Origin of the sequence: Pseudomonas moorei, from assembly GCF_042846945.1 — a bacterium.
GTDB lineage: Bacteria > Pseudomonadota > Gammaproteobacteria > Pseudomonadales > Pseudomonadaceae > Aquipseudomonas > Aquipseudomonas moorei.
In genome coordinates this window covers 6062346-6086905 of the sequence record NZ_AP035776.1, presented here as the reverse complement: position 1 = coordinate 6086905, position 24560 = coordinate 6062346, and the positions used below count along the sequence as shown (strand labels likewise).

Below are 24560 nucleotides of genomic sequence, written 5' to 3'. Positions count from 1 at the left end.
CGAACGGATATGTACAGACGCGCAAAAGAAAGCGCACAAACAAAAACGGCCTCTATATAAATAGAGGCCGTTTCCGGTGCAACCCAAGACGTTATCGCAAGACAGGTCTTACTTGCGGTCTTCCAGCTTGGTGATGTCACGCGACTCGTAGCCAGTGTACAGCTGGCGCGGGCGGCCAATCTTGTACGGGCTGGAGAGCATTTCTTTCCAGTGGGAGATCCAGCCGACAGTCCGCGCCAGGGCGAAGATTACGGTAAACATGCTGGTTGGAATGCCGATCGCCTTGAGGATGATCCCCGAGTAGAAGTCGACGTTCGGGTAGAGCGAGCGCTCGATGAAGTAAGGGTCGGTCAGGGCGATCTCTTCCAGGCGCATGGCCAGTTCGAGTTGCGGATCGTTCTGGATGCCCAGTTCCTTCAATACTTCGTCGCAGGTCTGCTTCATGACGGTAGCGCGCGGGTCGCGGTTTTTGTAAACGCGGTGACCGAAGCCCATCAGTTTGAACGGATCGTTCTTGTCCTTGGCCTTGGCAATGAACTTGTCGATGTTGGAAACATCGCCAATCTCATCAAGCATGGTCAGAACGGCCTCGTTGGCGCCGCCGTGGGCAGGGCCCCACAGTGCAGCGATACCGGCGGCGATACAGGCGAACGGGTTGGCACCCGAAGAGCCGGCCAGGCGTACGGTGGAGGTCGAAGCGTTTTGCTCGTGGTCGGCGTGGAGGATGAAGATCCGGTCCATGGCCTTGGCGAGTACCGGGCTGATCGGTTTGATCTCGCACGGGGTATTGAACATCATGTGCAGGAAGTTCTCCGCATACGACAGGTCGTTGCGCGGGTACATCATGGGTTGGCCCATGGAGTACTTGTAAACCATCGCTGCCAGGGTCGGCATCTTGGCAACCAGGCGGATCGCGGAGATTTCGCGATGCTGCGGGTTATTGATGTCCAGGGAGTCGTGGTAGAAGGCCGAGAGGGCGCCGACTACGCCGCACATGACGGCCATCGGGTGGGCGTCGCGGCGGAAGCCGTTGAAGAAGGTCTTCAGCTGCTCGTGAACCATGGTGTGGTTCTTCACGGTGCCGACGAACTGGGCCTTCTGTTCTGCGGTTGGCAACTCGCCATTGAGCAGCAGGTAGCAGGTTTCCAGGTAGTCCGACTTTTCAGCCAGCTGTTCGATCGGGTAGCCGCGGTGCAGCAGAATGCCGTTGTCGCCGTCGATATAGGTGATCTTCGACTCGCAGGAGGCGGTCGACATGAAGCCAGGGTCGAAGGTGAAACGGCCCGTGGCCGTGAGGCCCCGAACATCGATAACATCGGGACCAACGGTGCCGGTTAAAATGGGCAGCTCGACGGGGGCTGCGCCCTCGATGATCAACTGCGCTTTTTTGTCAGCCATGTGGCCTCCTATTTATGCTTGAAATCATCAGACAGACCCCCCACGCAGGGCCCGCACCACTATAGTGAGATAAATTCGAATGTCAATTTGCCTAAAGTCTTGCTCCAGAAGGCTTTAACCGGACTTTTTTCTCGAAATTGCCTGCCATTTACGCCTTTTATGCCAGATGCGCAATCCGCTGTTTGGGTGAGGTGTTTGCGTTGTCATTAGTAGCCTAACTGTCTATACTCGGCAGCCGACCGCCAAGGGCTTTTGGGCTTGCTTTATTGGGGGTCGCCTCCCTGGGTGGTGGTTACCTGACCAGTGCACTCCCCAACAACTTTGCCCTGATTGTTAGGGGCTCTTCAGTGTGAAAAAAAAGCCGTGAAAAGCCAACGACCTGTAAACCTAGACCTAAGGACCATCAAACTCCCAGTCACTGCTTACACGTCCATTCTTCACCGTATCTCCGGTGTCATCCTCTTCGTGTGCCTTGCCATCATGCTTTACGCATTGGACAAGTCGCTGAGCTCCGAGGAAGGCTTCGGTCAGGTGAAAGCGTGTCTGACCAGTCCGCTAGCGAAGCTAGTGATTTGGGGCATCCTGTCCGCTCTGCTGTATCACTTGGTTGCCGGTGTGCGCCACTTGATCATGGACATGGGCATCGGTGAGACGCTGGAAGGCGGCAAACTGGGCTCGAAAATCGTTATCGCCGTTTCCGTGGTGGTAATCGTTCTGGCAGGAGTTTGGATATGGTAACTAACGTCACGAACCTGTCGCGTTCGGGCCTCTATGACTGGATGGCGCAACGTGTGTCTGCGGTCGTTCTCGCGGCTTACTTCATTTTCCTGATTGGATACGTCGTTGCCCACCCGGGTCTCGGCTATGCCCAGTGGCATGAACTGTTCGCCAACAACTGGATGCGTATCTTCAGTCTCCTGGCCCTCGTTGCCCTTGGCGCTCACGCCTGGGTCGGCATGTGGACCATCGCGACCGACTACCTGACGCCAATGGCGTTCGGCAAGTCCGCGACTGCTGTACGTTTCCTTTTCCAGGCAGTATGCGGCGTTGCGATGTTCGCTTACTTCGTCTGGGGTGTGCAGATTCTCTGGGGTATCTGAGTCATGGCTAACATTCCAACGATTTCTTTCGACGCCATCATTATTGGTGGTGGCGGTGCTGGCATGCGCGCAGCGCTGCAATTGGCACAAGGCGGTCACAAGACTGCCGTAATCACCAAGGTTTTCCCGACTCGTTCGCACACCGTATCGGCACAGGGTGGCATCACCTGCGCCATCGCGTCCGCTGACCCGAACGATGACTGGCGCTGGCACATGTACGATACCGTCAAGGGTTCCGACTACATCGGTGACCAGGACGCTATCGAATACATGTGTCAGGAAGGCCCGGCTGCAGTTTTCGAACTGGACCACATGGGTCTGCCATTCTCCCGTACCGAAACCGGCCGCATCTACCAGCGTCCGTTCGGCGGTCAGTCCAAGGACTACGGCAAGGGCGGCCAGGCTGCGCGTACTTGCGCGGCATCCGACCGTACCGGTCACGCACTGCTGCACACTCTTTATCAGGGCAACCTGAAAGCCGGTACCACGTTCCTGAACGAGTACTACGCTGTCGACCTGGTGAGAAACCAGAAAGGCGAGTTCGTCGGTGTGATCGCAATCTGCATCGAAACCGGTGAAACCACCTACATCCGTGCCAAGGCTACCGTTCTGGCAACCGGCGGTGCAGGTCGCATCTACGCGTCCACCACCAACGCCCTGATCAACACCGGCGACGGCGTTGGCATGGCTCTGCGTGCTGGCGTTCCGGTGCAGGACATCGAAATGTGGCAGTTCCACCCGACCGGCATCGCCGGCGCCGGTGTACTGGTGACTGAAGGTTGCCGTGGTGAAGGTGGTTACCTGATCAACAAGCACGGCGAGCGTTTCATGGAGCGTTATGCTCCGAACGCCAAAGACCTGGCGGGTCGTGACGTTGTTGCCCGTTCGATGGTTAAAGAGATCATTGCCGGTAACGGCTGTGGCCCGAACGGCGACCACGTAATGCTCAAACTCGACCACCTGGGCGAGGAAGTGCTGCACAGCCGTCTGCCAGGTATCTGCGAACTGTCGAAGACATTTGCGCACGTTGACCCGGTTGTTGCGCCGGTTCCGGTTGTTCCGACCTGCCACTATATGATGGGCGGCGTTGCCACCAACATTCACGGTCAGGCGATCACTCAGGATGCCGATGGCGTAGACACCATCATCCCTGGTCTGTTCGCTGTAGGCGAAGTGGCTTGCGTATCGGTTCACGGCGCCAACCGTCTGGGCGGCAACTCGCTGCTCGACCTCGTGGTATTCGGCCGTGCTGCCGGCCTGCACCTGGAAAAGGCGCTGACCGACGGCATCGAATACGACGACGCTACCGACGCCGACATCAATGCGGCCCTGGCACGCCTGTCCGCTCTGAACGAGCGTACCGATGGTGAAGACGTGGCGACCCTGCGTCGCGAGCTGCAAAGCTGCATGCAGAACTACTTCGGTGTATTCCGTACTGGCGAATACATGCAGAAGGGTATTGCCCAGCTGGCTGATCTGCGCAAGCGCATCGCCAACGTCAAGATCAACGACAAGTCGCAGGCGTTCAACACGGCGCGTATCGAAGCTCTTGAGCTGCAGAACCTGCTGGAAGTGGCTGAAGCTACCGCCATCGCCGCCGAAGTACGTAAGGAATCCCGTGGCGCTCACGCCCGTGAAGACTACGAAGATCGTGACGACGAAAACTGGCTGTGCCACACCCTGTACTTCCCGGGTGAGAAACGCGTCGCCAAGCGTGCCGTAAACTTCTCGCCGAAAACTGTTCCGACTTTTGAACCTAAGATTCGGACTTATTAAGGGTGGCCGCCATGTTGCAAGTCAGTGTTTATCGTTACAACCCTGATCAGGACGCTGCGCCGTTCATGCAGGAATTCCAGGTTGATACCGGTGGTAAAGACCTGATGGTGCTGGACGTACTGGCACTGATCAAAGAGCAGGACGAAGGTTTCTCCTATCGTCGCTCTTGCCGTGAAGGTGTTTGCGGTTCCGACGGCATGAACATCAACGGCAAAAACGGCCTGGCGTGCGTCACGCCGCTGTCTGCCGTCGTAAAAGGTAACAAGTTGATCATTCGTCCTCTGCCAGGTTTGCCGGTTATCCGTGACCTGGTCGTCGATATGAGCATCTTCTACAAGCAATACGAGAAGGTTAAGCCTTACCTGCAGAACGACACGCCGGCTCCGGCCATCGAGCGTCTGCAGTCCCCTGAAGAGCGTGAAAAGCTCGATGGTCTGTACGAGTGCATCCTGTGCGCTTGCTGCTCGACCTCTTGCCCGTCCTTCTGGTGGAACCCGGACAAGTTCCTGGGTCCAGCTGCACTGCTGCAAGCGTATCGCTTCCTGGCAGACAGCCGCGACACCAAGACGTCCGAGCGTCTGGCTTCGCTGGATGACCCGTTCAGCGTATTCCGCTGCCGGGGGATCATGAACTGCGTCAACGTTTGTCCGAAGGGCCTGAACCCGACTAAGGCCATCGGTCACATTCGTAACATGCTGCTTTCCAGCGGCGTGTGATTCAGCTGCTGTACCCGTAGGACCGCTATACCCGTAGATGCTACGGTGCAGGCTTCAACCGGCACCGTAGTTTTAACCTGAGCAGCAGCTCAAAAAGCTGCCGCTCTTATTTTGAAGAAATGAGACAAGCAGGGGCATCCGGGCTGGTACCCGGACTATCAGTGTGATCCTAGTGGCTTGTTTTGGTCGCTGCATTCGGACTTCTGCAAGTTTGCTCGGTGTCGACACCGATGGTGTTCCCCTAACCGAGGGTGACCAAGCATGCAAGAAAGCGTGATGCAGCGCATGTGGAACAGCGCCTACCTATCCGGTAGTAACGCTGCCTATGTGGAAGAGCTCTACGAGCTCTACCTGCACGACCCTAACGCTGTGCCAGAAGAGTGGCGCACCTACTTCCAGAAGTTGCCTGCTGACGGCAACCCTGCCACCGATGTTTCGCACTCCACAATTCGCGATCATTTCGTCTTGCTGGCAAAGAACCAGCGCCGCGCTCAACCGGTTTCCGCCGGCAGCGTGAGCAGTGAGCACGAGAAGAAGCAAGTTGAAGTGCTGCGATTGATCCAGGCCTACCGTATGCGTGGCCACCAGGCAGCCCAGCTTGACCCGCTGGGGCTGTGGCAGCGTCCTGCACCTGCAGACCTGTCGATCAATCATTACGGCTTGACCAATGCCGATCTTGATACGACCTTCCGTGCCGGCGACCTGTTCATCGGCAAAGAGGAAGCGAGCCTACGCGAAATTCACGAAGCGTTGCAGCAGACATATTGCCGCACCATCGGCGCTGAATTTACGCACATCACCGATTCCGAGCAGCGCCAGTGGTTCCAGCAGCGTCTGGAAAGCGTGCGTGGTCGTCCGACGTACTCCGCTGACATCAAGAGCCACCTGCTCGAGCGCGTCACTGCCGGTGAAGGCCTGGAAAAATACCTGGGTACCAAATACCCGGGCACGAAGCGTTTCGGTCTGGAAGGCGGCGAGAGCCTGATTCCGATGCTCGACGAGTTGATCCAGCGTTCCGGTTCCTACGGCACCAAGGAAATCGTCATCGGCATGGCCCACCGTGGCCGTCTGAACGTGCTGGTCAACACCTTCGGCAAGAACCCGCGCGAACTGTTCGATGAGTTCGAAGGCAAGAAGAAGGTCGAGCTGGGCTCCGGTGACGTTAAATACCACCAGGGCTTCTCGTCCAACGTGATGACCACCGGTGGTGAAGTTCACCTGGCCATGGCTTTCAACCCGTCCCACCTGGAAATCGTTTCTCCAGTGGTCGAGGGTTCGGTCCGTGCCCGTCAGGATCGTCGCAACGACCCTACCGGCGAGAAGGTTTTGCCGATCTCCATCCACGGCGACGCGGCATTTGCCGGTCAAGGCGTGGTCATGGAAACCTTCCAGATGTCGCAGACCCGCGGTTTCAAGACCGGCGGTACCGTGCACATCGTGATCAACAACCAGGTCGGTTTCACCATCAGCAACCCGCTGGACTCGCGTTCCACCGAGTACGCCACCGACGTTGCGAAGATGATCCAGGCGCCGATCCTCCATGTGAATGGTGATGATCCGGAAGCCGTATTGTTCGTGACCCAGCTGGCCATCGACTACCGCATGCAGTTCAAGCGTGACGTGGTGATCGATCTGGTCTGCTACCGTCGTCGCGGCCACAACGAGGCCGACGAACCAAGCGGCACCCAGCCTCTGATGTATCAGCAGATCACCAAGCAGCGCACCACCCGTGAGCTGTATGCCGATCGTCTGACCCAGAGCGGTGTGCTGGACGCAGAGCGTGTTCAGGCGAAAGTCGATGAATACCGCAATGCGCTGGACAATGGTCTGCACGTAGTGAAAAGCCTGGTCAAAGAGCCGAACAAAGAGTTGTTCGTGGACTGGCGTCCGTACCTGGGCCACGCCTGGACTGCGCGTCACGACACTCGTTTCGACCTGAAAACCCTGCAGGAACTGTCCGCCAAGCTGCTGGAAATTCCGGAAGGCTTCGTGGTGCAGCGCCAGGTTGCCAAGATCTACGAAGACCGTCAGAAAATGCAAGCCGGCGGCCTGCCGATCAACTGGGGTTACGCCGAAACCATGGCGTACGCGACCCTGGCGTTCGAAGGTCACCCGATTCGCATGACCGGTCAGGACATCGGCCGCGGTACGTTCTCGCACCGTCACGCCGTGCTGCACAACCAGAAAGACGCGGGCACCTACATCCCGCTGCAGAACCTGTACGACGGTCAGCCGCGTTTCGATCTGTACGACTCGTTCCTGTCTGAAGAAGCGGTGCTGGCGTTCGAGTACGGTTACTCGACCACCACGCCGAATGCCCTGGTTATCTGGGAAGCCCAGTTCGGCGACTTCGCCAACGGCGCCCAGGTAGTGATTGACCAGTTCATCACCAGTGGCGAGCACAAGTGGGGCCGTCTGTGCGGTCTGACCATGCTGCTGCCGCACGGTTATGAAGGTCAGGGTCCAGAGCACTCCTCGGCTCGTCTTGAGCGTTACCTGCAGCTGTGCGCCGAGCACAACATTCAGGTGTGCATGCCGACGACGCCGGCTCAGATCTACCACTTGCTGCGCCGTCAGGTGATTCGCCCGCTGCGCAAACCTCTGGTAGTCCTGACTCCGAAGTCGCTGCTGCGTCACAAGCTGGCCATCTCGACCCTGGAAGATCTGGCCGAAGGTTCGTTCCAGACCGTTATTCCGGAAATCGATGCCCTGGACCCGAAAAAGGTCGAGCGCGTTGTTCTGTGTAGCGGCAAGGTCTACTACGACCTGCTGGAAAAACGCCGTGCCGAAGGCCGTGACGACATTGCCATCGTGCGTATCGAGCAGCTGTACCCATTCCCTGAGGACGACTTGAAAGAAGTCCTGGCTCCTTACACCAACGCCAAGTATGCCGTCTGGTGCCAGGAAGAGCCGATGAACCAGGGTGCCTGGTACTGCAGCCAACACCACCTGCGTCGCAGCATCAGCAACCTCAACAAGTCTCTCGTACTCGAGTACGCGGGCCGTGAGGCTTCTGCTGCACCTGCTTGTGGTTACGCATCGATGCACGCCGAACAGCAGGAACAACTGCTGAAAGACGCCTTTACTGTTTAACGCCTTCGCGCACCTGAAACCGAATTTAAGGAACCACAGATAATGGCTATCGAGATCAAAGCCCCCACTTTCCCGGAATCGGTTGCCGATGGCACCGTTGCCACCTGGCACAAAAAACCGGGCGACGCCGTCAAACGTGACGAACTGATCGTCGACATCGAAACCGACAAAGTCGTACTGGAAGTTCTGGCCACTGCTGACGGCGTGCTGGGCGCTATCGTCAAGAACGAAGGCGACACCGTTCTGTCCGACGAAGTCCTGGGCTCCATCGTTGAAGGCGGCGCTGCTGCCGCTGCTCCAGCCGCTGCCGCTCCTGCTGCCCAGGCTGCTGCTCCGGCTGCCGAAGGCGAAGACGATCCTGTTGCTGCACCGGCTGCTCGCAAGCTGGCTGAAGAGAATGGCATCAACATCGCTTCCGTTGCCGGTACTGGCAAAGGCGGTCGTGTGACCAAGGAAGACGTGGTTGCAGCCGTTGCTGCCAAGAAGGCCGCTCCGGCTGCCGCACCTGCCAAGGCTGCTGCTCCGGCTGCCGCTGCTCCGGTTTTCTCTGCCGGTGACCGCGTTGAAAAACGCGTTCCGATGACCCGCCTGCGTGCCAAGGTTGCCGAGCGTCTGGTTGAAGCTCAATCGAACATGGCGATGCTGACCACGTTCAACGAAGTCGACATGACCGAAGTCATGGCGCTGCGTTCGAAGTACAAGGACCTGTTCGAGAAGTCCCACAACGGCGTGCGCCTGGGCTTCATGTCGTTCTTCGTGAAAGCGGCCACCGAAGCGCTGAAACGCTTCCCGGCAGTCAACGCGTCGATCGACGGCTCCGACATCGTTTACCACGGCTATGCTGACGTCGGTGTGGCTGTTTCCAGCGACCGCGGCCTGGTTGTACCGGTTCTGCGTAACGCCGAACTGATGAGCCTGGCTGAAATCGAAGGCGGCATCGCCACTTTCGGCAAGAAAGCCCGTGACGGCAAACTGTCGATGGAAGAGATGACCGGTGGCACGTTCACCATCACCAACGGTGGTACCTTCGGTTCGATGATGTCGACTCCGATCGTCAACCCGCCGCAAGCAGCGATTCTGGGTATGCACAACATCATCCAGCGTCCTATGGCGATCAACGGCCAAGTCGTGATCCGTCCGATGATGTACCTGGCACTGTCCTACGATCACCGTCTGATCGATGGCAAAGAAGCTGTAACCTTCCTGGTGACCATCAAGAACCTGCTGGAAGATCCGGCTCGTCTGTTGCTGGATATCTGATAGAAGCAGCCATGAGCTGCAGGCTCGAGCTGTCGGAAAACCCGCAGCGCGGCTTGCAGCTCGCGGCTTCAAGCTTTTCGCTAAAGAGGATTTTTTGAATGTCGCAGAAATTTGACGTAGTAGTGATCGGTGCCGGCCCTGGCGGCTATGTGGCTGCCATCAAGGCCGCGCAGCTGGGTCTCACCACTGCCTGCATCGAGAAGTACACCGACGCTGAAGGCAAGCAAGCCCTCGGCGGTACTTGCCTGAACGTCGGCTGCATTCCGTCCAAGGCGCTGCTGGACAGCTCCTGGAAGTACAAGGAAGCCAAAGAGAGCTTCAACGTTCACGGTATCTCGACCGGCGAAGTCAAAATGGACGTCGCTGCGATGGTTGGCCGCAAGGCTGGCATCGTCAAGAACCTGACCGGCGGCGTTGCCACCCTGTTCAAGGCCAACGGCGTTACTTCGATCCAGGGCCACGGCAAACTGCTGGCCGGCAAAAAAGTCGAAGTCACCAAGCCAGACGGTTCGGTTGAAATCATCGAAGCTGAAAACGTCATCCTGGCTCCAGGTTCTCGCCCGATCGACATTCCGCCGGCTCCGGTTGATCAGAAAGTCATCGTCGATTCGACTGGCGCTCTGGAATTCCAATCCGTACCTAAGCGTCTGGGCGTAATCGGCGCTGGCGTGATCGGTCTGGAACTGGGTTCGGTCTGGTCGCGTCTGGGTGCAGAAGTGACTGTCCTGGAAGCCCTGGACACCTTCCTGATGGCAGCCGACACCGCTGTTTCCAAGGAAGCGCTGAAAACCCTGACCAAACAGGGCCTGGACATCAAGCTGGGCGCTCGCGTGACCGGTTCCAAGGTGAACGGCGACGAAGTCGTTGTGAACTACACCGATGCCAACGGCGAACAGACCATCACTTTCGATAAGCTGATCGTAGCCGTTGGTCGCCGTCCGGTGACCACCGATCTGCTGGCTGCCGACAGCGGCGTGACCCTGGACGAGCGCGGTTTCGTGCACGTTGATGATCATTGCGCCACCACCGTACCGGGCGTCTACGCCATCGGTGACGTGGTTCGCGGCATGATGCTGGCGCACAAGGCCTCGGAAGAGGGCATCATGGTTGTCGAGCGCATCAAGGGCCACAAGGCTCAAATGAACTATGACCTGATCCCTTCGGTTATTTATACTCACCCGGAAATTGCGTGGGTGGGTAAAACCGAGCAGGCCTTGAAAGCTGAAGGCGTTGAAGTTAACGTCGGCACCTTCCCGTTCGCAGCTTCTGGCCGTGCCATGGCTGCCAACGATACCGGTGGTTTCGTCAAGGTTATCGCAGATGCCAAGACAGACCGCGTATTGGGCGTCCACGTGATTGGCCCAAGCGCTGCAGAACTGGTTCAGCAGGGCGCAATCGGTATGGAGTTCGGCACCAGCGCTGAAGACCTGGGCATGATGGTCTTCTCCCATCCGACCCTGTCCGAAGCCCTGCACGAAGCAGCCCTGGCTGTGAATGGCGGCGCCATCCACATCGCCAACCGCAAGAAGCGTTAAGACAATAAGAAACCACGGCGGTTGCGGCCCGTCGTGAGCCTTGCGTGCAAGACTCACCGCGGAATGTCCGCTGGACGCAGTCTTGCGTAGCTCAGCTACGCAAGCAGCAGTCACAGGTGGTGCGGCACTTCAATAAGTGCAGCACCGAATGCGCAGTACCTAACGAAGACGGTAATAAGCATGAATCTTCACGAGTATCAGGGTAAGCAGCTGTTCGCTGAGTACGGCCTGCCAGTATCCACCGGTTACGCGGTAGACACCCCGGAAGCAGCAGCAGAAGCTTGCGACAAAATCGGCGGCAGCGAGTGGGTTGTCAAAGCCCAGGTTCACGCCGGTGGTCGCGGTAAAGCGGGCGGCGTCAAGCTGGTTCGCAACAAAGAAGACGCCAAAGCCTTCGCACAGCAGTGGCTGGGCAAGCGTCTGGTGACTTACCAGACTGACGCCAATGGTCAGCCAGTCACCAAGATCCTGGTTGAATCGTGCACTGATATCGCTAAAGAGCTGTACCTGGGCGCTGTCGTTGACCGTTCGAGCCGCCGCATCGTGTTCATGGCTTCCACCGAAGGTGGCGTGGACATCGAGAAAATCGCTCACGACACTCCAGAAAAAATTCTGAAAGCCACTATCGATCCACTGGTTGGCGCTCAGCCGTTCCAGGGTCGCGAGCTGGCATTCCAGTTGGGTCTGGAAGGCAAGCAAGTTGCCCAGTTCGCCAAGATCTTCGTAGGTCTGGCCAAACTGTTCCAGGATCACGATCTGGCCCTGCTGGAAGTGAACCCGCTGGTGATCAAGGCTGACGGCGATCTGCACTGCCTGGACGCCAAGATCAACATCGACGCCAACGCCATGTACCGTCAGCCTAAGCTGAAGACTTTCCACGATCCGTCGCAAGACGATCCGCGCGAAGCGCACGCTGCCAAGTTCGAACTGAACTACGTGGCACTGGAAGGCAACATCGGCTGCATGGTCAACGGTGCCGGCCTGGCCATGGGTACCATGGACATCGTCAACCTGCACGGCGGCAAGCCAGCCAACTTCCTCGACGTAGGTGGTGGTGCTACCAAAGAGCGCGTGACCGAAGCCTTCAAGATCATCCTGTCCGACACCAACGTCGCTGCAGTACTGGTCAACATCTTCGGCGGCATCGTTCGTTGCGACATGATTGCCGAAGGCATCATCGGCGCCGTGAAAGAAGTCGGCGTGAAAATCCCGGTTGTTGTTCGCCTTGAAGGCAACAACGCTGAGCTGGGCGCTAAAGTACTGGCAGAAAGCGGTTTGAACATCATCGCTGCTACCAGCCTGACCGACGCTGCTCAACAAGTTGTCAAAGCTGCGGAGGGCAAATAATGAGCGTCCTGATCAATAAAGACACCAAAGTTATCTGCCAGGGTATTACCGGTTCGCAAGGTAGTTTCCACACCCAGCAAGCCATCGAGTACGGCACCAAGATGGTTGGTGGTGTAACTCCAGGCAAAGGCGGTACCGAGCACCTGGGTCTGCCAGTGTTCAACACTGTGAAAGACGCTGTAGCTGCCACTGGCGCTACCGCCAGCGTGATCTACGTTCCGGCTCCTTTCTGCAAGGACTCGATCCTGGAAGCTGCTTTCGGCGGCATCAAGCTGATCGTTTGCATCACCGAAGGCATTCCTACCCTGGACATGCTGGACGCTAAAGTTAAGTGCGACGAGCTGGGTGTAATCCTGATCGGCCCTAACTGCCCAGGCGTGATCACTCCAGGCGAATGCAAGATCGGCATCATGCCAGGTCACATTCACTTGCCAGGCAAGGTCGGTATCGTTTCCCGTTCCGGCACCCTGACCTACGAAGCTGTGAAGCAAACGACTGACGCCGGTTTCGGTCAGTCGACTTGCGTCGGCATCGGTGGTGACCCGATCCCGGGTTCGAACTTCATCGACATCCTGAAGCTGTTCCAGGAAGACCCGAAGACCGAAGCGATCGTGATGATCGGCGAGATCGGCGGTTCGGCTGAAGAAGAAGCGGCTGCCTACATCAAGGCACACGTGACCAAGCCGGTTGTTTCCTACATCGCTGGTGTGACTGCTCCTCCGGGCAAGCGCATGGGCCATGCTGGCGCAATCATCTCTGGCGGCAAAGGCACTGCAGACGAGAAATTCGCTGCTCTGCAAGACGCAGGTGTTAAAACCGTGCGTTCGCTGGCAGACATCGGCAAGGCCCTGGCCGAGCTGACTGGCTGGGCTGTCAAGTAAGCTTCGCGCTTAGCTGACGCTTCACCAGGCAAAGGCCACCTTCGGGTGGCCTTTGTCGTTTCTGGTTCTTGGAAATGCCCGAGGCTTCCGTGGCGGGGGAGCAAGCTCCCTCGCCACAGGGGGTTAGTGGAAAAATATAGGCGTAAACACGACACGGAAATGTCGTGTATCGGATAGTTCGCCCCTTAACAGTGCGCTTGACGCTCAAATTCGTTAGGATACGCGCCATTTTTGCGTCCGCGGCCCACAAGGCAGCGACGCGCTAAACGGGTCAGTCTCATACGGACCGACAGCATTTCCCTCACCCATAGGGAAATCCCTCTCTAAATTCCGATTCAGTAGTGTGGTATTTCCTTAATGAAAGTGTTGAAAGGCCAGGACATCCTGGCACTTGGTTTTATGACGTTTGCCCTGTTTGTCGGGGCCGGCAACATCATCTTCCCACCTATCGTCGGTTTGCAGTCCGGGCCTAATGTCTGGATGGCGGCGCTGGGTTTCCTGGTCACCGCCGTCGGTCTGCCGGTGATCACCGTTGTCGCACTGGCCAAGGTCGGTGGTGCGATGGATGCCTTGAGCAGTCCGATCGGTAAAGTCGCTGGTGGACTGCTGGCGGCGGCGTGCTATCTGGCTGTTGGTCCGCTGTTCGCGACACCACGTACCGCGACCGTATCCTTCGAAGTGGGCCTGGCGCCGTTGACCGGCGAAAGCCCGCTGGCGCTGTTCCTGTACAGCTCGGTCTACTTCCTGCTGGTGTTCTTCATCTCCCTGTACCCGGGCCGCTTGCTGGACACGGTCGGGCGCTTCCTCGCGCCCTTGAAGATCATTGCCCTGGCGGTGCTGGGCATCGCGGCATTCGCCCTGCCGGCCGGTGACATCGGGCACGCAACGCCCGAATACGTTGCGGCGCCATTCTCCCAAGGCTTCATCAATGGTTACCTGACCATGGATACCCTGGGCGCATTGGTATTCGGCATCGTCATCGTCAATGCCATCCGCTCCCGTGGCGTCGAATCGCCGGCCCTGATCACCCGCTACGCGATCATCGCCGGCTTGATTGCCGGTGTGGGGCTGGCGCTGGTTTATGTCAGCCTGTTCCGTCTGGGATCGGGCAGCCATGAAGTGGCGGCTGGTGCTACCAACGGTGCGGCGGTGCTGCATGCCTACGTGCAACACACCTTTGGCTCCCTCGGCAGCGGTTTCCTTGCGGTACTGATTTCTCTGGCGTGCCTGGTGACGGCGGTGGGCCTGACCTGCGCCTGCGCCGAGTACTTCAGTCGTGTACTGCCACTGTCCTATAAGGCGCTGGTCATCATCCTGGCTGCGTTTTCCCTGTTGGTGTCCAACCTGGGCCTCACCAAGTTGATCGCATTCTCGATTCCGGTGCTCACGGCGATCTACCCGCCGTGCATCGCCCTGGTGGCGCTGAGCTTCTGCAAGGACTTCTGGCACGAGCAAGGCCGCATTGTCGGCCCGGTGATGCTGGTGTCGTTCCTCTTTGGCCTGATCGACGCCCTCAAGGGCGCGGGTCTTGCGGACTGGATGCCGTCCCAACTGTCCCATTTGCCCCTGAGTGAGCAAGGGCTGGCCTGGCTGGTGCCTTCGGTGATGACTTTGGTGGTCGCCGTAGTCTGTGACCGTATGTTGGGCAAGCGCCAGGAAGTCCTGGCCTAAGCTTATCCGGCCCGTCACGAGCGGGCCGATCAAGCAGCAAACCGAAATGCCCCGTATCAATCGATACGGGGCATTTTTTATGGTGGGATGCGGTGCCTTTTCTTCTGCGCTAACGTCGAAGGGTTGCGCAATCCACTTGCAGGAGCGAGCTTGCTCGCGAAGAACCTGAGAGCAACGCGTTTATCCAGAAAACACGCGCCATTATTCGCGTCCTTCGCGCGCAAGCTCGCTCCTGCAAGGAAACGTGTCCCTGCCACTACATCACAAGGACCTGCATGTCGTTCATCCAAGCCAACCTGATCCACATCCTCGCCGCCCTCTGGTTTGTTATCTGTTGGGGTGGCTACACCCGGTACGCGACATGGAAGGGCCGCGATACCGCGTGCCTGGCCAGCGTGCTGCACCTGTATCGTGAAGACTGGATGCGCCGCATGTTGCTGCGCGATAACCGCATTGCCGATGCCAGCGTGATTGGTAACCTGGAGCGCAATGCATCGTTTTTCGCTTCGAGTACGCTGATTATCCTGGCCGGTATTCTCACGGTACTCGGCGCTTCGGAAAGGGCGCTGTCACTGCTGGCGGATATCCCGATGGTGCAGCAGGCTTCCCAGGGGATGTCGGAAATCAAGTTGCTTTGCCTGGCGCTGGTGTTCGTCTACGCGTTCTTCACGTTCAGCTGGTGCATGCGCCAATACAACTTTGCGGCCGTTCTGGTGGGGTCGGCCCCCATGGTCGGTGAGCGCCAGGTGTCCGAACAGGAGCGCAAGGCTTTTGCGGCCCGGGCTGCCCGGGTTATTTCCATGGCGGCCAACCAGTTCAACTTTGGCCTGCGTTCTTATTATTTCGGGATGACCATGTTGGCCTGGTTCGTCAGCCCCTGGTTGTTCATGTTGATGAGTGCCGGTGTCGTGTTTGTGCTGTATCGCCGGGAGTTTCACTCCGACGTTCTCGACGTGATGGTCTATACCCCTACAGAGGCACCGTTGCCCGAGGTGAATAAAGAGGCTGCTTGATGAGTATTCCATTCTGGTGCGTGTTTATCAGTGCCTTGCTGATTTATATCGCGCGAATACCCGTGACCAAGGCCATGAAGGAGCAGGGCGGTTACAACAATCACCTGCCGCGCCAGCAGCAGGGGCAACTGATCGGCTTGGGGGCTCGTGCGTTGGCGGCTCACCAGAATAGTTTTGAAGCCTTCATATTGTTTGCAGTTGGTGTGCTGATGGCGCATACCACGCAAACGGCGGGATGGCTCATTGATTGGCTGGCGATCATCTTTGTCATCTCGCGAGTGATCTATTTACTGTGTTACTGGAAAGATCTGCCATGGCAGCGCAGCCTGGTTTGGCTGGTGGGACTCGTCTGTTCGCTATTGCTGATGATTAGTCCGACTTTTCGTACGATTTTGCTCTAACGAGGTTATGGCTAATCCTATTGCAGGCAAAAGAAAACCCGCACTTGGCGGGTTTTCTTTATCACGCTAAAAACCGTTTCAGTTTTTAGGCGCGGCTTCTTTTGCCGCTGCTTCGTTCGATTCAGCCTGAGCTTTGGCAGCTTCAGCGTTTTCTTTCGCAGCGTCGTTCACTTTATCCTGAGCTTTGTTCATGTCTTGCTGAGCTTGCTCAGCATGTTTGGCAGCATCTTGAGCTTTGTCCTCGGATTTTTTATCGCAGGCAGCGAGACCGAGGGAAGCGGTCAACATCAAGGCAATAGCTAAAGTCTTACGCATGGGGTGTTTCTCCTTATGGAAAATATCTACTGGCCTTTCGAGCGCAGCCATCAAGGTTAAGTTCCTCAAAACGTTCAGATATATAAGTTTGTTCTAATGCGGAACTTTTGCCGGGACCGTTACTTCATTGCACGAATTTTTAAATGTGAGTTTCTATCAAATGGCCGAAAACCCCGTTTTTGAGCGCGCCACACGATTCTTGTCGGCACTGCGCCATTGCCAGGTCCTTGGGCTTCGCGTTCACAGTGCCAGCAGCGAAGGGCTGACGGTGGTGCTGCCCTATAGCCCGCAAATCGTCGGAAATCCGCAAACCGGAGTCATCCATGGCGGTGCGCTGACCACACTGATGGACACCGCCTGCGGCATGTCCACCCTCTGTGTACTGCCGGAGTTCGAGGTCTGCCCGACCCTCGACCTGCGCATCGACTACATGCACGCCGCCGAGCCGAATAAAGATGTCTTCGGTTTCGCCCAGTGCTACCGCGTGACCACCGATGTGATCTTTGCCCGCGGCTTCGCCTATCAGGACGATCCGGAGCAGCCCATTGCCCACGTGGTGGGCACCTTCATGCGGATGGGCAAGGGCATCAAGGGCGCCAAAGGCTTTGGTGGTGCGATCACAGGAGGCGCAAAAAATGACTGATTCCTTCAAGGAGCAACTGCGGCTGGCTCATGAGCGGGGCGACTATGCCGTGCTGTCGCAGCGCATTCCCTATGCCACGCTGATCGGCGTCGAATGCTCGCGGGTGGGGGACGAACTGCTGTTTCGTCTACCGGCCAACAAGGACAACATCGGCAATCCCTTATTGCCGGCCATCCACGGCGGAGTGATTGCCGGCTTCATGGAGCTTGCTGCTGCGCTGCACCTGCTGGTGTTCACCGGTTCGCCAGGCGTACCGAAGATTATCGACTTCTCCCTCGACTATCTGCGTGCCGGGCAGTTTCGCGATACCTGGGCCCGATGCCAGGTATGTCGCCAGGGACGCCGGGTCGCCAACGTCGCAATCACCGCCTGGCAAAGTACCGAAACCGAACCCATCGCCACGGCCCGGGCACATTTCAAACTTGAGGAGCCCTTGAAATCCTGAACACCGCCCCCAACTCTGATCACATCCCGCTGCTGGCCCTCAGGGTCGCGGCTTAGCCATCTGATTGGAGTTTGATGACCATGAGTGTGGAAACTCAAAAGGAAACCCTGGGCTTCCAGACCGAGGTGAAGCAACTGCTGCACCTCATGATCCATTCGCTGTATTCCAACAAGGAAATTTTCCTTCGCGAACTGATCTCGAACGCCTCTGACGCTGTAGACAAATTACGTTTCGAAGCGCTGTCCAAGCCCGAACTGCTGGAAGGCGGCGCCGAACTGAAAATCCGTGTGAGCTTCGACAAGGACGCCAAGACCGTCACCCTCGAAGACAACGGCATCGGCATGAGCCGTGAGGATGCGATCACGCATCTGGGCACCATCGCCAAATCCGGCACCGCCGACTTCATGAAACACCTGACCGGTGACCAGAAGAAAGACTCGCACCTGATCGGTCAGTTCGGTGTCGGTTTCTACTCTGCTTTCATCGTCGCTGACAAAGTCGACGTCTACAGCCGTCGTGCCGGCAGCGCCGCCAGCGAAGGCGTGCACTGGTCTTCCAAGGGTGAAGGCGACTTCGAAGTTGCAACCATCGATAAAGCCGAGCGCGGCACCCGTATCGTCCTGCACCTGAAATCCGGTGAAGACGAGTTCGCCGATGGCTGGCGCCTGCGCAACATCATCAAGAAGTATTCCGACCACATCGCCTTGCCGATCGAGCTGCCAAAAGAAGTGGCCGCCGTCGAAGGCGAAGAGAAGCCGGCCGCCGAATGGGAAACCGTCAACCGCGCCAGCGCCCTGTGGACCCGTCCGCGTACCGAGATCAAGGACGAGGAATACCAGGAGTTCTACAAGCACATCGCTCACGACTTCGAAAACCCACTGAGCTGGAGCCACAACAAGGTCGAAGGCAAGCTGGAGTACAGCTCGCTGTTGTACGTGCCGGCCCGTGCTCCGTTCGACCTGTACCAGCGTGAAGCGCCGAAAGGCCTGAAGCTATACGTGCAGCGTGTGTTCGTCATGGACCAGGCTGAGTCGTTCCTGCCGCTGTACCTGCGCTTCATCAAGGGTGTGGTCGACTCCAATGACCTGTCGCTGAACGTGTCGCGGGAAATCCTGCAGAAAGACCCGATCATTGACTCCATGAAGTCGGCGCTGACCAAGCGCGTTCTGGACATGCTGGAAAAACTGGCGAAGAACGAGCCTGAGCAATACAAAGGCTTCTGGAAAAACTTCGGCCAGGTCATGAAAGAAGGTCCGGCAGAAGACTTCGCCAACAAAGAGAAAATCGCTGGCCTGCTGCGGTTCGCATCGACCAACGGTGACGACGGCGAGCAAGTGGTGGGTCTGGCCGATTACCTGGCTCGCGCCAAGGAAGGTCAGGACAAGATCTACTACCTGACCGGCGAAACCTACGCGCAGGTCAAAAACAGCCCGCATCTGGAAGTCTTCCGCAAGAAAGGCATCGAAGTGCTGCTGCTGACCGACCGTATCGACGAGTGGCTGATGAGCTACCTCAACGACTTCGACGGCAAGAGCTTTGTTGACGTGGCACGCGGTGATCTGGACCTGGGCAACCTTGATTCGGAAGAGGACAAAAAGGCCGCGGAAGAAGTCGCCAAGTCCAAGGAAGGTCTGGTTGAGCGTCTGAAAACTGCGCTGGGCGAATCCGTTGCCGAAGTTCGGGTTTCCCATCGCCTGACCGATTCCCCTGCGATTCTGGCCATCGGCGAGCAGGACCTGGGCCTGCAAATGCGTCAGATCCTGGAAGCCAGCGGGCAGAAGGTTCCGGATTCGAAACCGATCTTCGAATTCAACCCGGCTCACCCGCTGATCGAGAAGCTCGACAACGAGCAGAGCGACGAACGCTTCGGCGACCTGTCGCACATCCTCTTCGATCAGGCGGCCCTGGCGGCCGGCGACAGCTTGAAGGATCCGGCGGCGTACGTGCGTCGTCTGAACAAGCTATTGGTTGAGCTGTCGGCTTAACTGCGTTGTAGAAAAACCCGCTTCGGCGGGTTTTTTCATTCTGGTGTTTAACAATCAGGAGTCAGAAATGAGCCAAATCACTGTACGTTCCGTTGCCTATCAAATTGACGGCCAGCCCTACGAAAGCCGTCTGGCTTTTGACGCCGACCTTAAGGGTCCGCGTCCGGGCCTGTTGATGGCGCCGAACTGGATGGGCGTCAGCGCTGGCGCCGAGGAAATCGCCAGGTCGGTGGCGGCCAAGGGTTACGTGGTACTGATCGCTGATCTTTACGGTCAATCGGTTCGTCCACAGAACAACGATGAAGCGGGCGCGGCGATGATGCCGTTGAAGAACGACCGTCCATTGTTGCGCAAGCGTATGCAAGCAGCGTTCGAACAGCTGCAAAGCCAGGGCGAAGTGGCCGTTGATACCTCGAAGCTGGCCACGTTCGGTTTCTGCTTTGGTGGATGCTGCGCGCTGGAGTTGGCCCGTACGGGTGCGCCGGTGAAAGCGGCAGTCTCCTTCCATGGCACCCTCGACACCCCGGACGTCAATGATGCGAAAAACATCAAGGGCAAGGTGTTGGTCCTGCATGGTGCTTCCGATCCGTTGGTGCCGAAAGAACAGCTGCCGGCGTTTGAAGAGGAAATGAATGCTGCAGGCGTGGATTGGCAACTGCTCAGCTACGGCGGCGCGTTCCATTCGTTTACCGATCCGCATGCGAATGTGCCGGGCATGATGATGTATAACGCCAAGGTTGCTGCTCGGGCGTTTACCTCGATGCACAACTTGCTGGATGAAGTGTTCAAGGGCTGATGTTGTCCGGCACTGGCTAATGCAGTGCCCGGGCTGGCCTCTTCGCGGGCAAGCCCGCTCCCACAGGAACTGATGGCGTTCGCATAATTTGTGAATCACCTCGAACCCTGTGGGAGCTGGCTTGCCAGCGAAGGCGACCTGCCATGCGATACAAAACTACGGCAATTCGATCCGCTCGACTTCCCCCGGCACCGTAGGCCAATCCCCGGCCGCCCAGCGTCGGCGCGCTTCATCGATAGCCGCCGGATCGCTCGCCACAAAATTCCAGTTGATCCGTCGCGGACCATCCAGCGGGGCACCGCCAAACAACACGGCATGACAGTCGCTTTCGGCGAACAATGTCATTTCCTCCCCTTCAGGCAATACCACCAGTGCATGGGGTTCTACAGGCTCACCGTCCAGTTGCACCTCGCCGCTCAAGACATACAGCGCACGTTCTTCATGTTCGGTGGGGATCAGCAGCGTCGTCGCCGATTGCAGGTTCAACTCCGCATAGAGCGTCGGAGACAGTACGGGTACCGGCGATTCCAGGCAGAAGCCTGTCCCGGCAATCATGCGGATTTTCACCCCCAGGTTCTCGCTGACCGGCAGTGTGGCGGCGGGGTGATGGCTGTAATGCCCAGGACCTTGTTCATGATCCTTGGGCGAGGCCAGCCAGATCTGCAGGCCGTGCATCGTAAAGCCGTTTTCCTTGAGCGCCTCTGGCGTGCGCTCGACATGGGCAATCGCGCTGCCGGCGGTCATCCAGCTGACATCGCCGGTATCCACCACCTGATCGGAGCCGAGGCTGTCCTTGTGCTGGATCTGCCCCTGGAACAGGTAGGTGAGGGTGGAGAGGCCGATGTGCGGATGTTGGCGGATGTTCATGCCTTTGCCCGGCGGGTAGCGAGTTTCCAGCATATGGTCGAAAAACACAAAGGGTCCGACGCTGCGGCATTTGGCGGACGGCAGTGGACGAAGAATCGGCTGGCCCTCGACATCTTCGGCGCGGGGGCGGATCACGAGCGGAGTGTTCATGGTGCATTCCAGGCTGGGGCGGGTGATGCGTTCGAGCATAACCCGCTTGTGCAGCCCTTGCCGCTATTGGCTGAACGCACCCTCGGACAAATGGGTTTCGATGCTGACGTCGCTGGTGGTCATCAACTTGTGAATTGGGCAGCGGTCGGCCACGCGGTGCAGTTCTTCGCGCTGGGCGTCAGTGAGTACGCCCTTGAGGGTCAGTTTGACGTGCAGTGCGTATTGGCCTTTCTGCTCCTGGCTGTTGTCGCGCTTGACCTCGACCCCGACTCCGGTCAGCGGAATGTCTTTTTTCTTCGCGTAAAGCTTCAGGGTCAGGGCCTTGCAGGCACCGAGGGCGGCGTCGAAATAATCATGGGGTTCAGGGGCCGAGCCTTCGCCGCCTGCCGAAGGTGGTACATCGGCAAAGAGCTCGTGGTCATCAATCTGGACGCTGTGACGAAAGCCTTCGCTGGAGACGGTGTTCACGGTAACTGTCATGGGAAACCTCGCAGGCAACTGGAAATTTATTCGATCAAAAAAGACCTCGAAGGTATAGAGCATTCTCGCCGATGCGTGTTCAGGTTGATTTGCCAATCGTGGATTTGACGCTGAATCGTTACTGCCTGTTGATCGTAGTAGTAAGGCTTTTTGATATCACTTTTTCGTCTTACGCAAATTTTCAACAGTCCGATACCGTCTAAGAGACCAGCTGCCTGACGCAGCGCTTTTGGAAGGAACCAGGGGAATGAGTATCAGAAGTCTCAATATTGCGCCGCGCGCGAGTCTGGGTTTTGGCCTGTTGGCGTTGATGGTTTTTGGCTTGGGGGTATTTGCGCTGCTGCAAATGTCGAACATGCGGGCGCAGTCCGATCAAGTCGATGACAACTGGCTGCCCAGCGTGATGGCAGTCGGAGACATGAGTCAGGACATGTTGCGACTGCGAGCGCTGACCATGCGCTTGCTGATCAATCGCGATCCGCAGGCGCAGGCGCAGAATGTCAGCAAAATCAACGAACTTAAAAGTGTTCTCGACCAAGCCCAGCAACGCTACGACAAGTTGATCGTGCTGCCTGAGGAGCGTGCGTTGTTCGATCGCTTCAAGACTGCTGAGCGCAAGTATCTGCAGTTTCAGAGTCAGGTAATGGTCGAAGCTACCCAGGGACGGGTGGAAGAGGCGGCGGCCATTCTCAACGGCGAGATGAATCCGTTGGCCGATGAGATCACCGTAGCCCTCAAGGAGCTGGTTGCACTCAATCAGAACAACGCCAATCTGGCGACAGAGGCCGGGCGTCAGGTGTTCAACCAGTCGCGGGTCTGGGTGGGGGTGATGATCGGTGTGAGCGCGCTGATCACCATTGGCCTGGCGCTCCTGTTGACTCGCAGTATCGTGTTGCCGCTGTCGCAATCGCTGAAAGTGGCCGAGGTGGTTGCTGGCGGCGATCTGACCGGTGTCATCAACATCACCGGCAAGGACGAACCCGCACGGTTGCTGCATGCGCTCAAGAGCATGCAACAGAGCCTGCGTGAAACCATTCAACGCATCTCCGATTCATCCAGCCAATTGGCCTCGGCCTCGGAGGAGCTCAGTTGCGTCACGGAAGACGCCACTCGTGGCCTGCATCAGCAGAGCCTGGAAATCGAGCAGGCGGCCACGGCGGTCAATCAGATGACCGCCGCCGTGGAGGAAGTGGCAAGCAATGCGGCGGCTACGTCGCAGGCTTCTCGCGAGTCCGATCGCATTGCCCAGCATGGTCGTGAGCAGGTGCATCAGACCGTGTTGTCGATCCAGTCATTGGCCGAGGGCGTCACCACCAATGTCACTCAGGTCGAGGATCTGGCACAGAAGGTACATGGCATCACCAAAGTGCTGGACGTGATTCGCGCGATTGCCGAGCAGACCAATCTGCTGGCGTTGAATGCCGCGATTGAAGCCGCGCGGGCGGGGGAAGCGGGGCGCGGGTTTGCAGTGGTCGCCGATGAAGTACGGGCGCTGGCGCATCGCACCCAGCAGTCGACCCGGGAGATCGAGCAGATGATCGCGGGCATCCAGCAAGGCACCGATCTGGCTGTCAGCTCGATGCAGCACAGCAATACCCGTGCGCGCTCGACACTGGAGGCGGCGAAAGCGGCGGGCGAAGCACTGGAGGACATCGCTTCGGCATTCACCCTGATCAACGAGCGCAATATCGTGATTGCCAGCGCTTCCGAGGAGCAGGCGGCCGTGGCACGGGAAGTGGATCGAAACCTGACGAACATCCGCGATCTGGCGCTGCAAAGCTCGGCGGGGGCAAATCAGACCAGTGCCGCGAGTCAGGAGTTGTCACGCCTGGCGGTGGATCTGAATACGATGGTGGCGCGGTTTTCGGTCTAGGTGCCAGATGAAAAAAGCCCCGCGATGGCGGGGCGTGTTTGTCGGCTGGCGGAGATCAAATGTGTTGAGGGGGCTTGCCCCCCCCTCGCCACAGGGATCAGCTGCCTTTGACGGTCTTGCCGTTGACCTTGCCGTCCAGGAGCATGATGTTGTACTCCTTGCCGTCGGTTTCGACCTGTTGCAGACGAACCAGCAGGTAGTCCCAATCCTTGGCGAACCACATCACGGTGATGCGTTTGTTCTGTGTCGGGTCGCGCACACGTTCGACCTTGATCGCATCGATCATGCCGGCCTTGGTGTCGACTTTTTCAGTGCCCAATACGCGGAAGTCATAGGTATCGACATCACTGCCGTCGACCACCTGATAGTTCATGCTTTTCTTGCCGGCGGCGACATCTTCCTGCAAGGCCAGCTGATAGCTGGATTTGTCGAGCATGCCACGGTTCAGCGGAACCTTGACTGCATCACCGCGATCGGTGCCGGTGATCATTTTGGCGTTCCAGTCGAAATCCAGGTCCGACTTCTTGGCCTTGCCCAGGCCGCCTCGTTCAAAGTGGTAGGACTGTGGCAGCAAGGTGTCTTTGTCCAGGGTCAGCGTACTTTCTTCGGTGAGGCTGGCGATCATCATCGAAGCCTTGAAGCTGAGCTTCCAGACACCATTCGCTTCCTGGGTCAGGCTGCGTTCGGCGGTGCCGCTCATGGGTAACTGCTTCCAGTCTGCGGTGTAGCTGGCGGAGAAAGGTTGAAGGTCCGCAGCCTGCGCGAATGGCAAGGCGAGCAGAGCACAAGCGAAGAGCAGGGCACGACGCATAAAA

General features: G+C 57.9%; 22 protein-coding genes. 17 read left to right on the top strand and 5 right to left on the bottom strand.

From position 1 onward, the window contains the following. Nucleotides 1-108: 108 nt before the first annotated feature. Nucleotides 109-1398 carry a citrate synthase gene (gene gltA, locus ACGJAX_RS28360; protein ID WP_007959044.1) on the bottom strand — a complete coding sequence of 430 codons (1290 nt, stop codon included), beginning with the start codon at nucleotides 1396-1398 and terminating at the stop codon, nucleotides 109-111. Between the two features lie 363 nt (nucleotides 1399-1761). On the opposite strand from gltA, the gene sdhC reads away from it, so the two are divergent. From sdhC to ACGJAX_RS28300, 12 genes are all read left to right on the top strand, one after another. Next, nucleotides 1762-2136, top strand: coding sequence for a succinate dehydrogenase, cytochrome b556 subunit (gene sdhC / locus ACGJAX_RS28355; RefSeq protein ID WP_016773673.1), 375 nt, complete (start codon nucleotides 1762-1764; stop codon nucleotides 2134-2136). Continuing rightward, nucleotides 2130-2498 carry a succinate dehydrogenase, hydrophobic membrane anchor protein gene (sdhD, locus tag ACGJAX_RS28350; RefSeq protein ID WP_090324185.1) on the top strand — a complete coding sequence of 123 codons (369 nt, stop codon included), beginning with the start codon at nucleotides 2130-2132 and terminating at the stop codon, nucleotides 2496-2498. Before sdhC ends, sdhD begins: the two co-directional genes overlap by 7 nt. Nucleotides 2499-2501: 3 nt before the next feature. After that, a complete protein-coding gene (sdhA, locus tag ACGJAX_RS28345) occupies nucleotides 2502-4274 on the top strand; it encodes a succinate dehydrogenase flavoprotein subunit (RefSeq protein WP_090324183.1) in 1773 nt (590 codons plus the stop codon). 11 nt (nucleotides 4275-4285) lie between these two features. Beyond that, on the top strand, nucleotides 4286-4990 hold the full coding sequence (locus tag ACGJAX_RS28340; RefSeq protein WP_090324181.1) for a succinate dehydrogenase iron-sulfur subunit: 705 nt from the start codon (nucleotides 4286-4288) through the stop codon (nucleotides 4988-4990). A 261-nt stretch (nucleotides 4991-5251) separates the two neighbouring features. Continuing rightward, complete coding sequence (locus tag ACGJAX_RS28335) at nucleotides 5252-8083, top strand: 2-oxoglutarate dehydrogenase E1 component (protein WP_090324180.1); 2832 nt, start codon at nucleotides 5252-5254, stop codon at nucleotides 8081-8083. 42 nt (nucleotides 8084-8125) lie between these two features. Further along, complete coding sequence (odhB, locus tag ACGJAX_RS28330; RefSeq protein ID WP_247257564.1) at nucleotides 8126-9343, top strand: 2-oxoglutarate dehydrogenase complex dihydrolipoyllysine-residue succinyltransferase; 1218 nt, start codon at nucleotides 8126-8128, stop codon at nucleotides 9341-9343. A gap of 98 nt (nucleotides 9344-9441) precedes the next feature. Beyond that, on the top strand, nucleotides 9442-10878 hold the full coding sequence (gene lpdA / locus ACGJAX_RS28325) for a dihydrolipoyl dehydrogenase (protein WP_247257563.1): 1437 nt from the start codon (nucleotides 9442-9444) through the stop codon (nucleotides 10876-10878). Between the two features lie 180 nt (nucleotides 10879-11058). Beyond that, complete coding sequence (gene sucC, locus ACGJAX_RS28320) at nucleotides 11059-12225, top strand: ADP-forming succinate--CoA ligase subunit beta (protein WP_003223015.1); 1167 nt, start codon at nucleotides 11059-11061, stop codon at nucleotides 12223-12225. Further along, nucleotides 12225-13106, top strand: coding sequence for a succinate--CoA ligase subunit alpha (gene sucD / locus ACGJAX_RS28315; protein WP_017127973.1), 882 nt, complete (start codon nucleotides 12225-12227; stop codon nucleotides 13104-13106). Before sucC ends, sucD begins: the two co-directional genes overlap by 1 nt. 357 nt (nucleotides 13107-13463) lie before the next feature. Continuing rightward, nucleotides 13464-14777: a branched-chain amino acid transport system II carrier protein gene (brnQ, locus tag ACGJAX_RS28310; protein WP_390956921.1), complete on the top strand. Its 1314-nt coding sequence runs from the start codon at nucleotides 13464-13466 to the stop codon at nucleotides 14775-14777. Between the two features lie 275 nt (nucleotides 14778-15052). Further along, nucleotides 15053-15790, top strand: coding sequence for a DUF599 domain-containing protein (locus tag ACGJAX_RS28305; protein ID WP_090324172.1), 738 nt, complete (start codon nucleotides 15053-15055; stop codon nucleotides 15788-15790). Further along, complete coding sequence (locus ACGJAX_RS28300; protein ID WP_390956920.1) at nucleotides 15790-16191, top strand: MAPEG family protein; 402 nt, start codon at nucleotides 15790-15792, stop codon at nucleotides 16189-16191. Before ACGJAX_RS28305 ends, ACGJAX_RS28300 begins: the two co-directional genes overlap by 1 nt. Nucleotides 16192-16269: 78 nt before the next feature. Here the strand turns inward: ACGJAX_RS28300 and ACGJAX_RS28295 are convergent, their stop codons facing one another. Next, nucleotides 16270-16506, bottom strand: a complete 237-nt coding sequence (locus tag ACGJAX_RS28295) for a hypothetical protein (RefSeq protein ID WP_053156833.1) — start codon at nucleotides 16504-16506, stop codon at nucleotides 16270-16272. A 160-nt stretch (nucleotides 16507-16666) separates the two neighbouring features. On the opposite strand from ACGJAX_RS28295, the gene ACGJAX_RS28290 reads away from it, so the two are divergent. From ACGJAX_RS28290 to ACGJAX_RS28275, 4 genes are all read left to right on the top strand, one after another. Beyond that, nucleotides 16667-17149: a PaaI family thioesterase gene (locus ACGJAX_RS28290; protein WP_247257585.1), complete on the top strand. Its 483-nt coding sequence runs from the start codon at nucleotides 16667-16669 to the stop codon at nucleotides 17147-17149. Further along, nucleotides 17142-17594: a hotdog domain-containing protein gene (locus ACGJAX_RS28285; RefSeq protein ID WP_390956919.1), complete on the top strand. Its 453-nt coding sequence runs from the start codon at nucleotides 17142-17144 to the stop codon at nucleotides 17592-17594. Before ACGJAX_RS28290 ends, ACGJAX_RS28285 begins: the two co-directional genes overlap by 8 nt. A gap of 80 nt (nucleotides 17595-17674) precedes the next feature. Further along, nucleotides 17675-19579, top strand: coding sequence for a molecular chaperone HtpG (gene htpG, locus ACGJAX_RS28280; protein WP_390956918.1), 1905 nt, complete (start codon nucleotides 17675-17677; stop codon nucleotides 19577-19579). 67 nt (nucleotides 19580-19646) lie between these two features. Beyond that, nucleotides 19647-20375, top strand: coding sequence for a dienelactone hydrolase family protein (locus ACGJAX_RS28275; RefSeq protein ID WP_247257558.1), 729 nt, complete (start codon nucleotides 19647-19649; stop codon nucleotides 20373-20375). Between the two features lie 156 nt (nucleotides 20376-20531). On the opposite strand, the gene ACGJAX_RS28270 is transcribed toward ACGJAX_RS28275, so the two are convergent. Together ACGJAX_RS28270 and ACGJAX_RS28265 are read right to left on the bottom strand one after the other, a co-directional pair. Then, the gene (locus ACGJAX_RS28270; protein WP_390956917.1) at nucleotides 20532-21392 is read right to left on the bottom strand and encodes a pirin family protein; all 861 of its coding nucleotides are present in this window, start codon (nucleotides 21390-21392) and stop codon (nucleotides 20532-20534) included. A 63-nt stretch (nucleotides 21393-21455) separates the two neighbouring features. Next, a complete protein-coding gene (locus ACGJAX_RS28265) occupies nucleotides 21456-21872 on the bottom strand; it encodes an OsmC family protein (protein WP_090324165.1) in 417 nt (138 codons plus the stop codon). A 247-nt stretch (nucleotides 21873-22119) separates the two neighbouring features. Here ACGJAX_RS28265 and ACGJAX_RS28260 point away from each other — a divergent pair, with 247 nt between their 5' ends. Further along, entirely contained in the window at nucleotides 22120-23745 is a 1626-nt protein-coding gene (locus ACGJAX_RS28260; protein WP_390956916.1) for a methyl-accepting chemotaxis protein, read from the top strand. Nucleotides 23746-23842: 97 nt separating this feature from the next. Here the strand turns inward: ACGJAX_RS28260 and ACGJAX_RS28255 are convergent, their stop codons facing one another. Then, complete coding sequence (locus ACGJAX_RS28255; RefSeq protein WP_390956915.1) at nucleotides 23843-24556, bottom strand: DUF3108 domain-containing protein; 714 nt, start codon at nucleotides 24554-24556, stop codon at nucleotides 23843-23845. Nucleotides 24557-24560 lie beyond the last annotated feature (4 nt).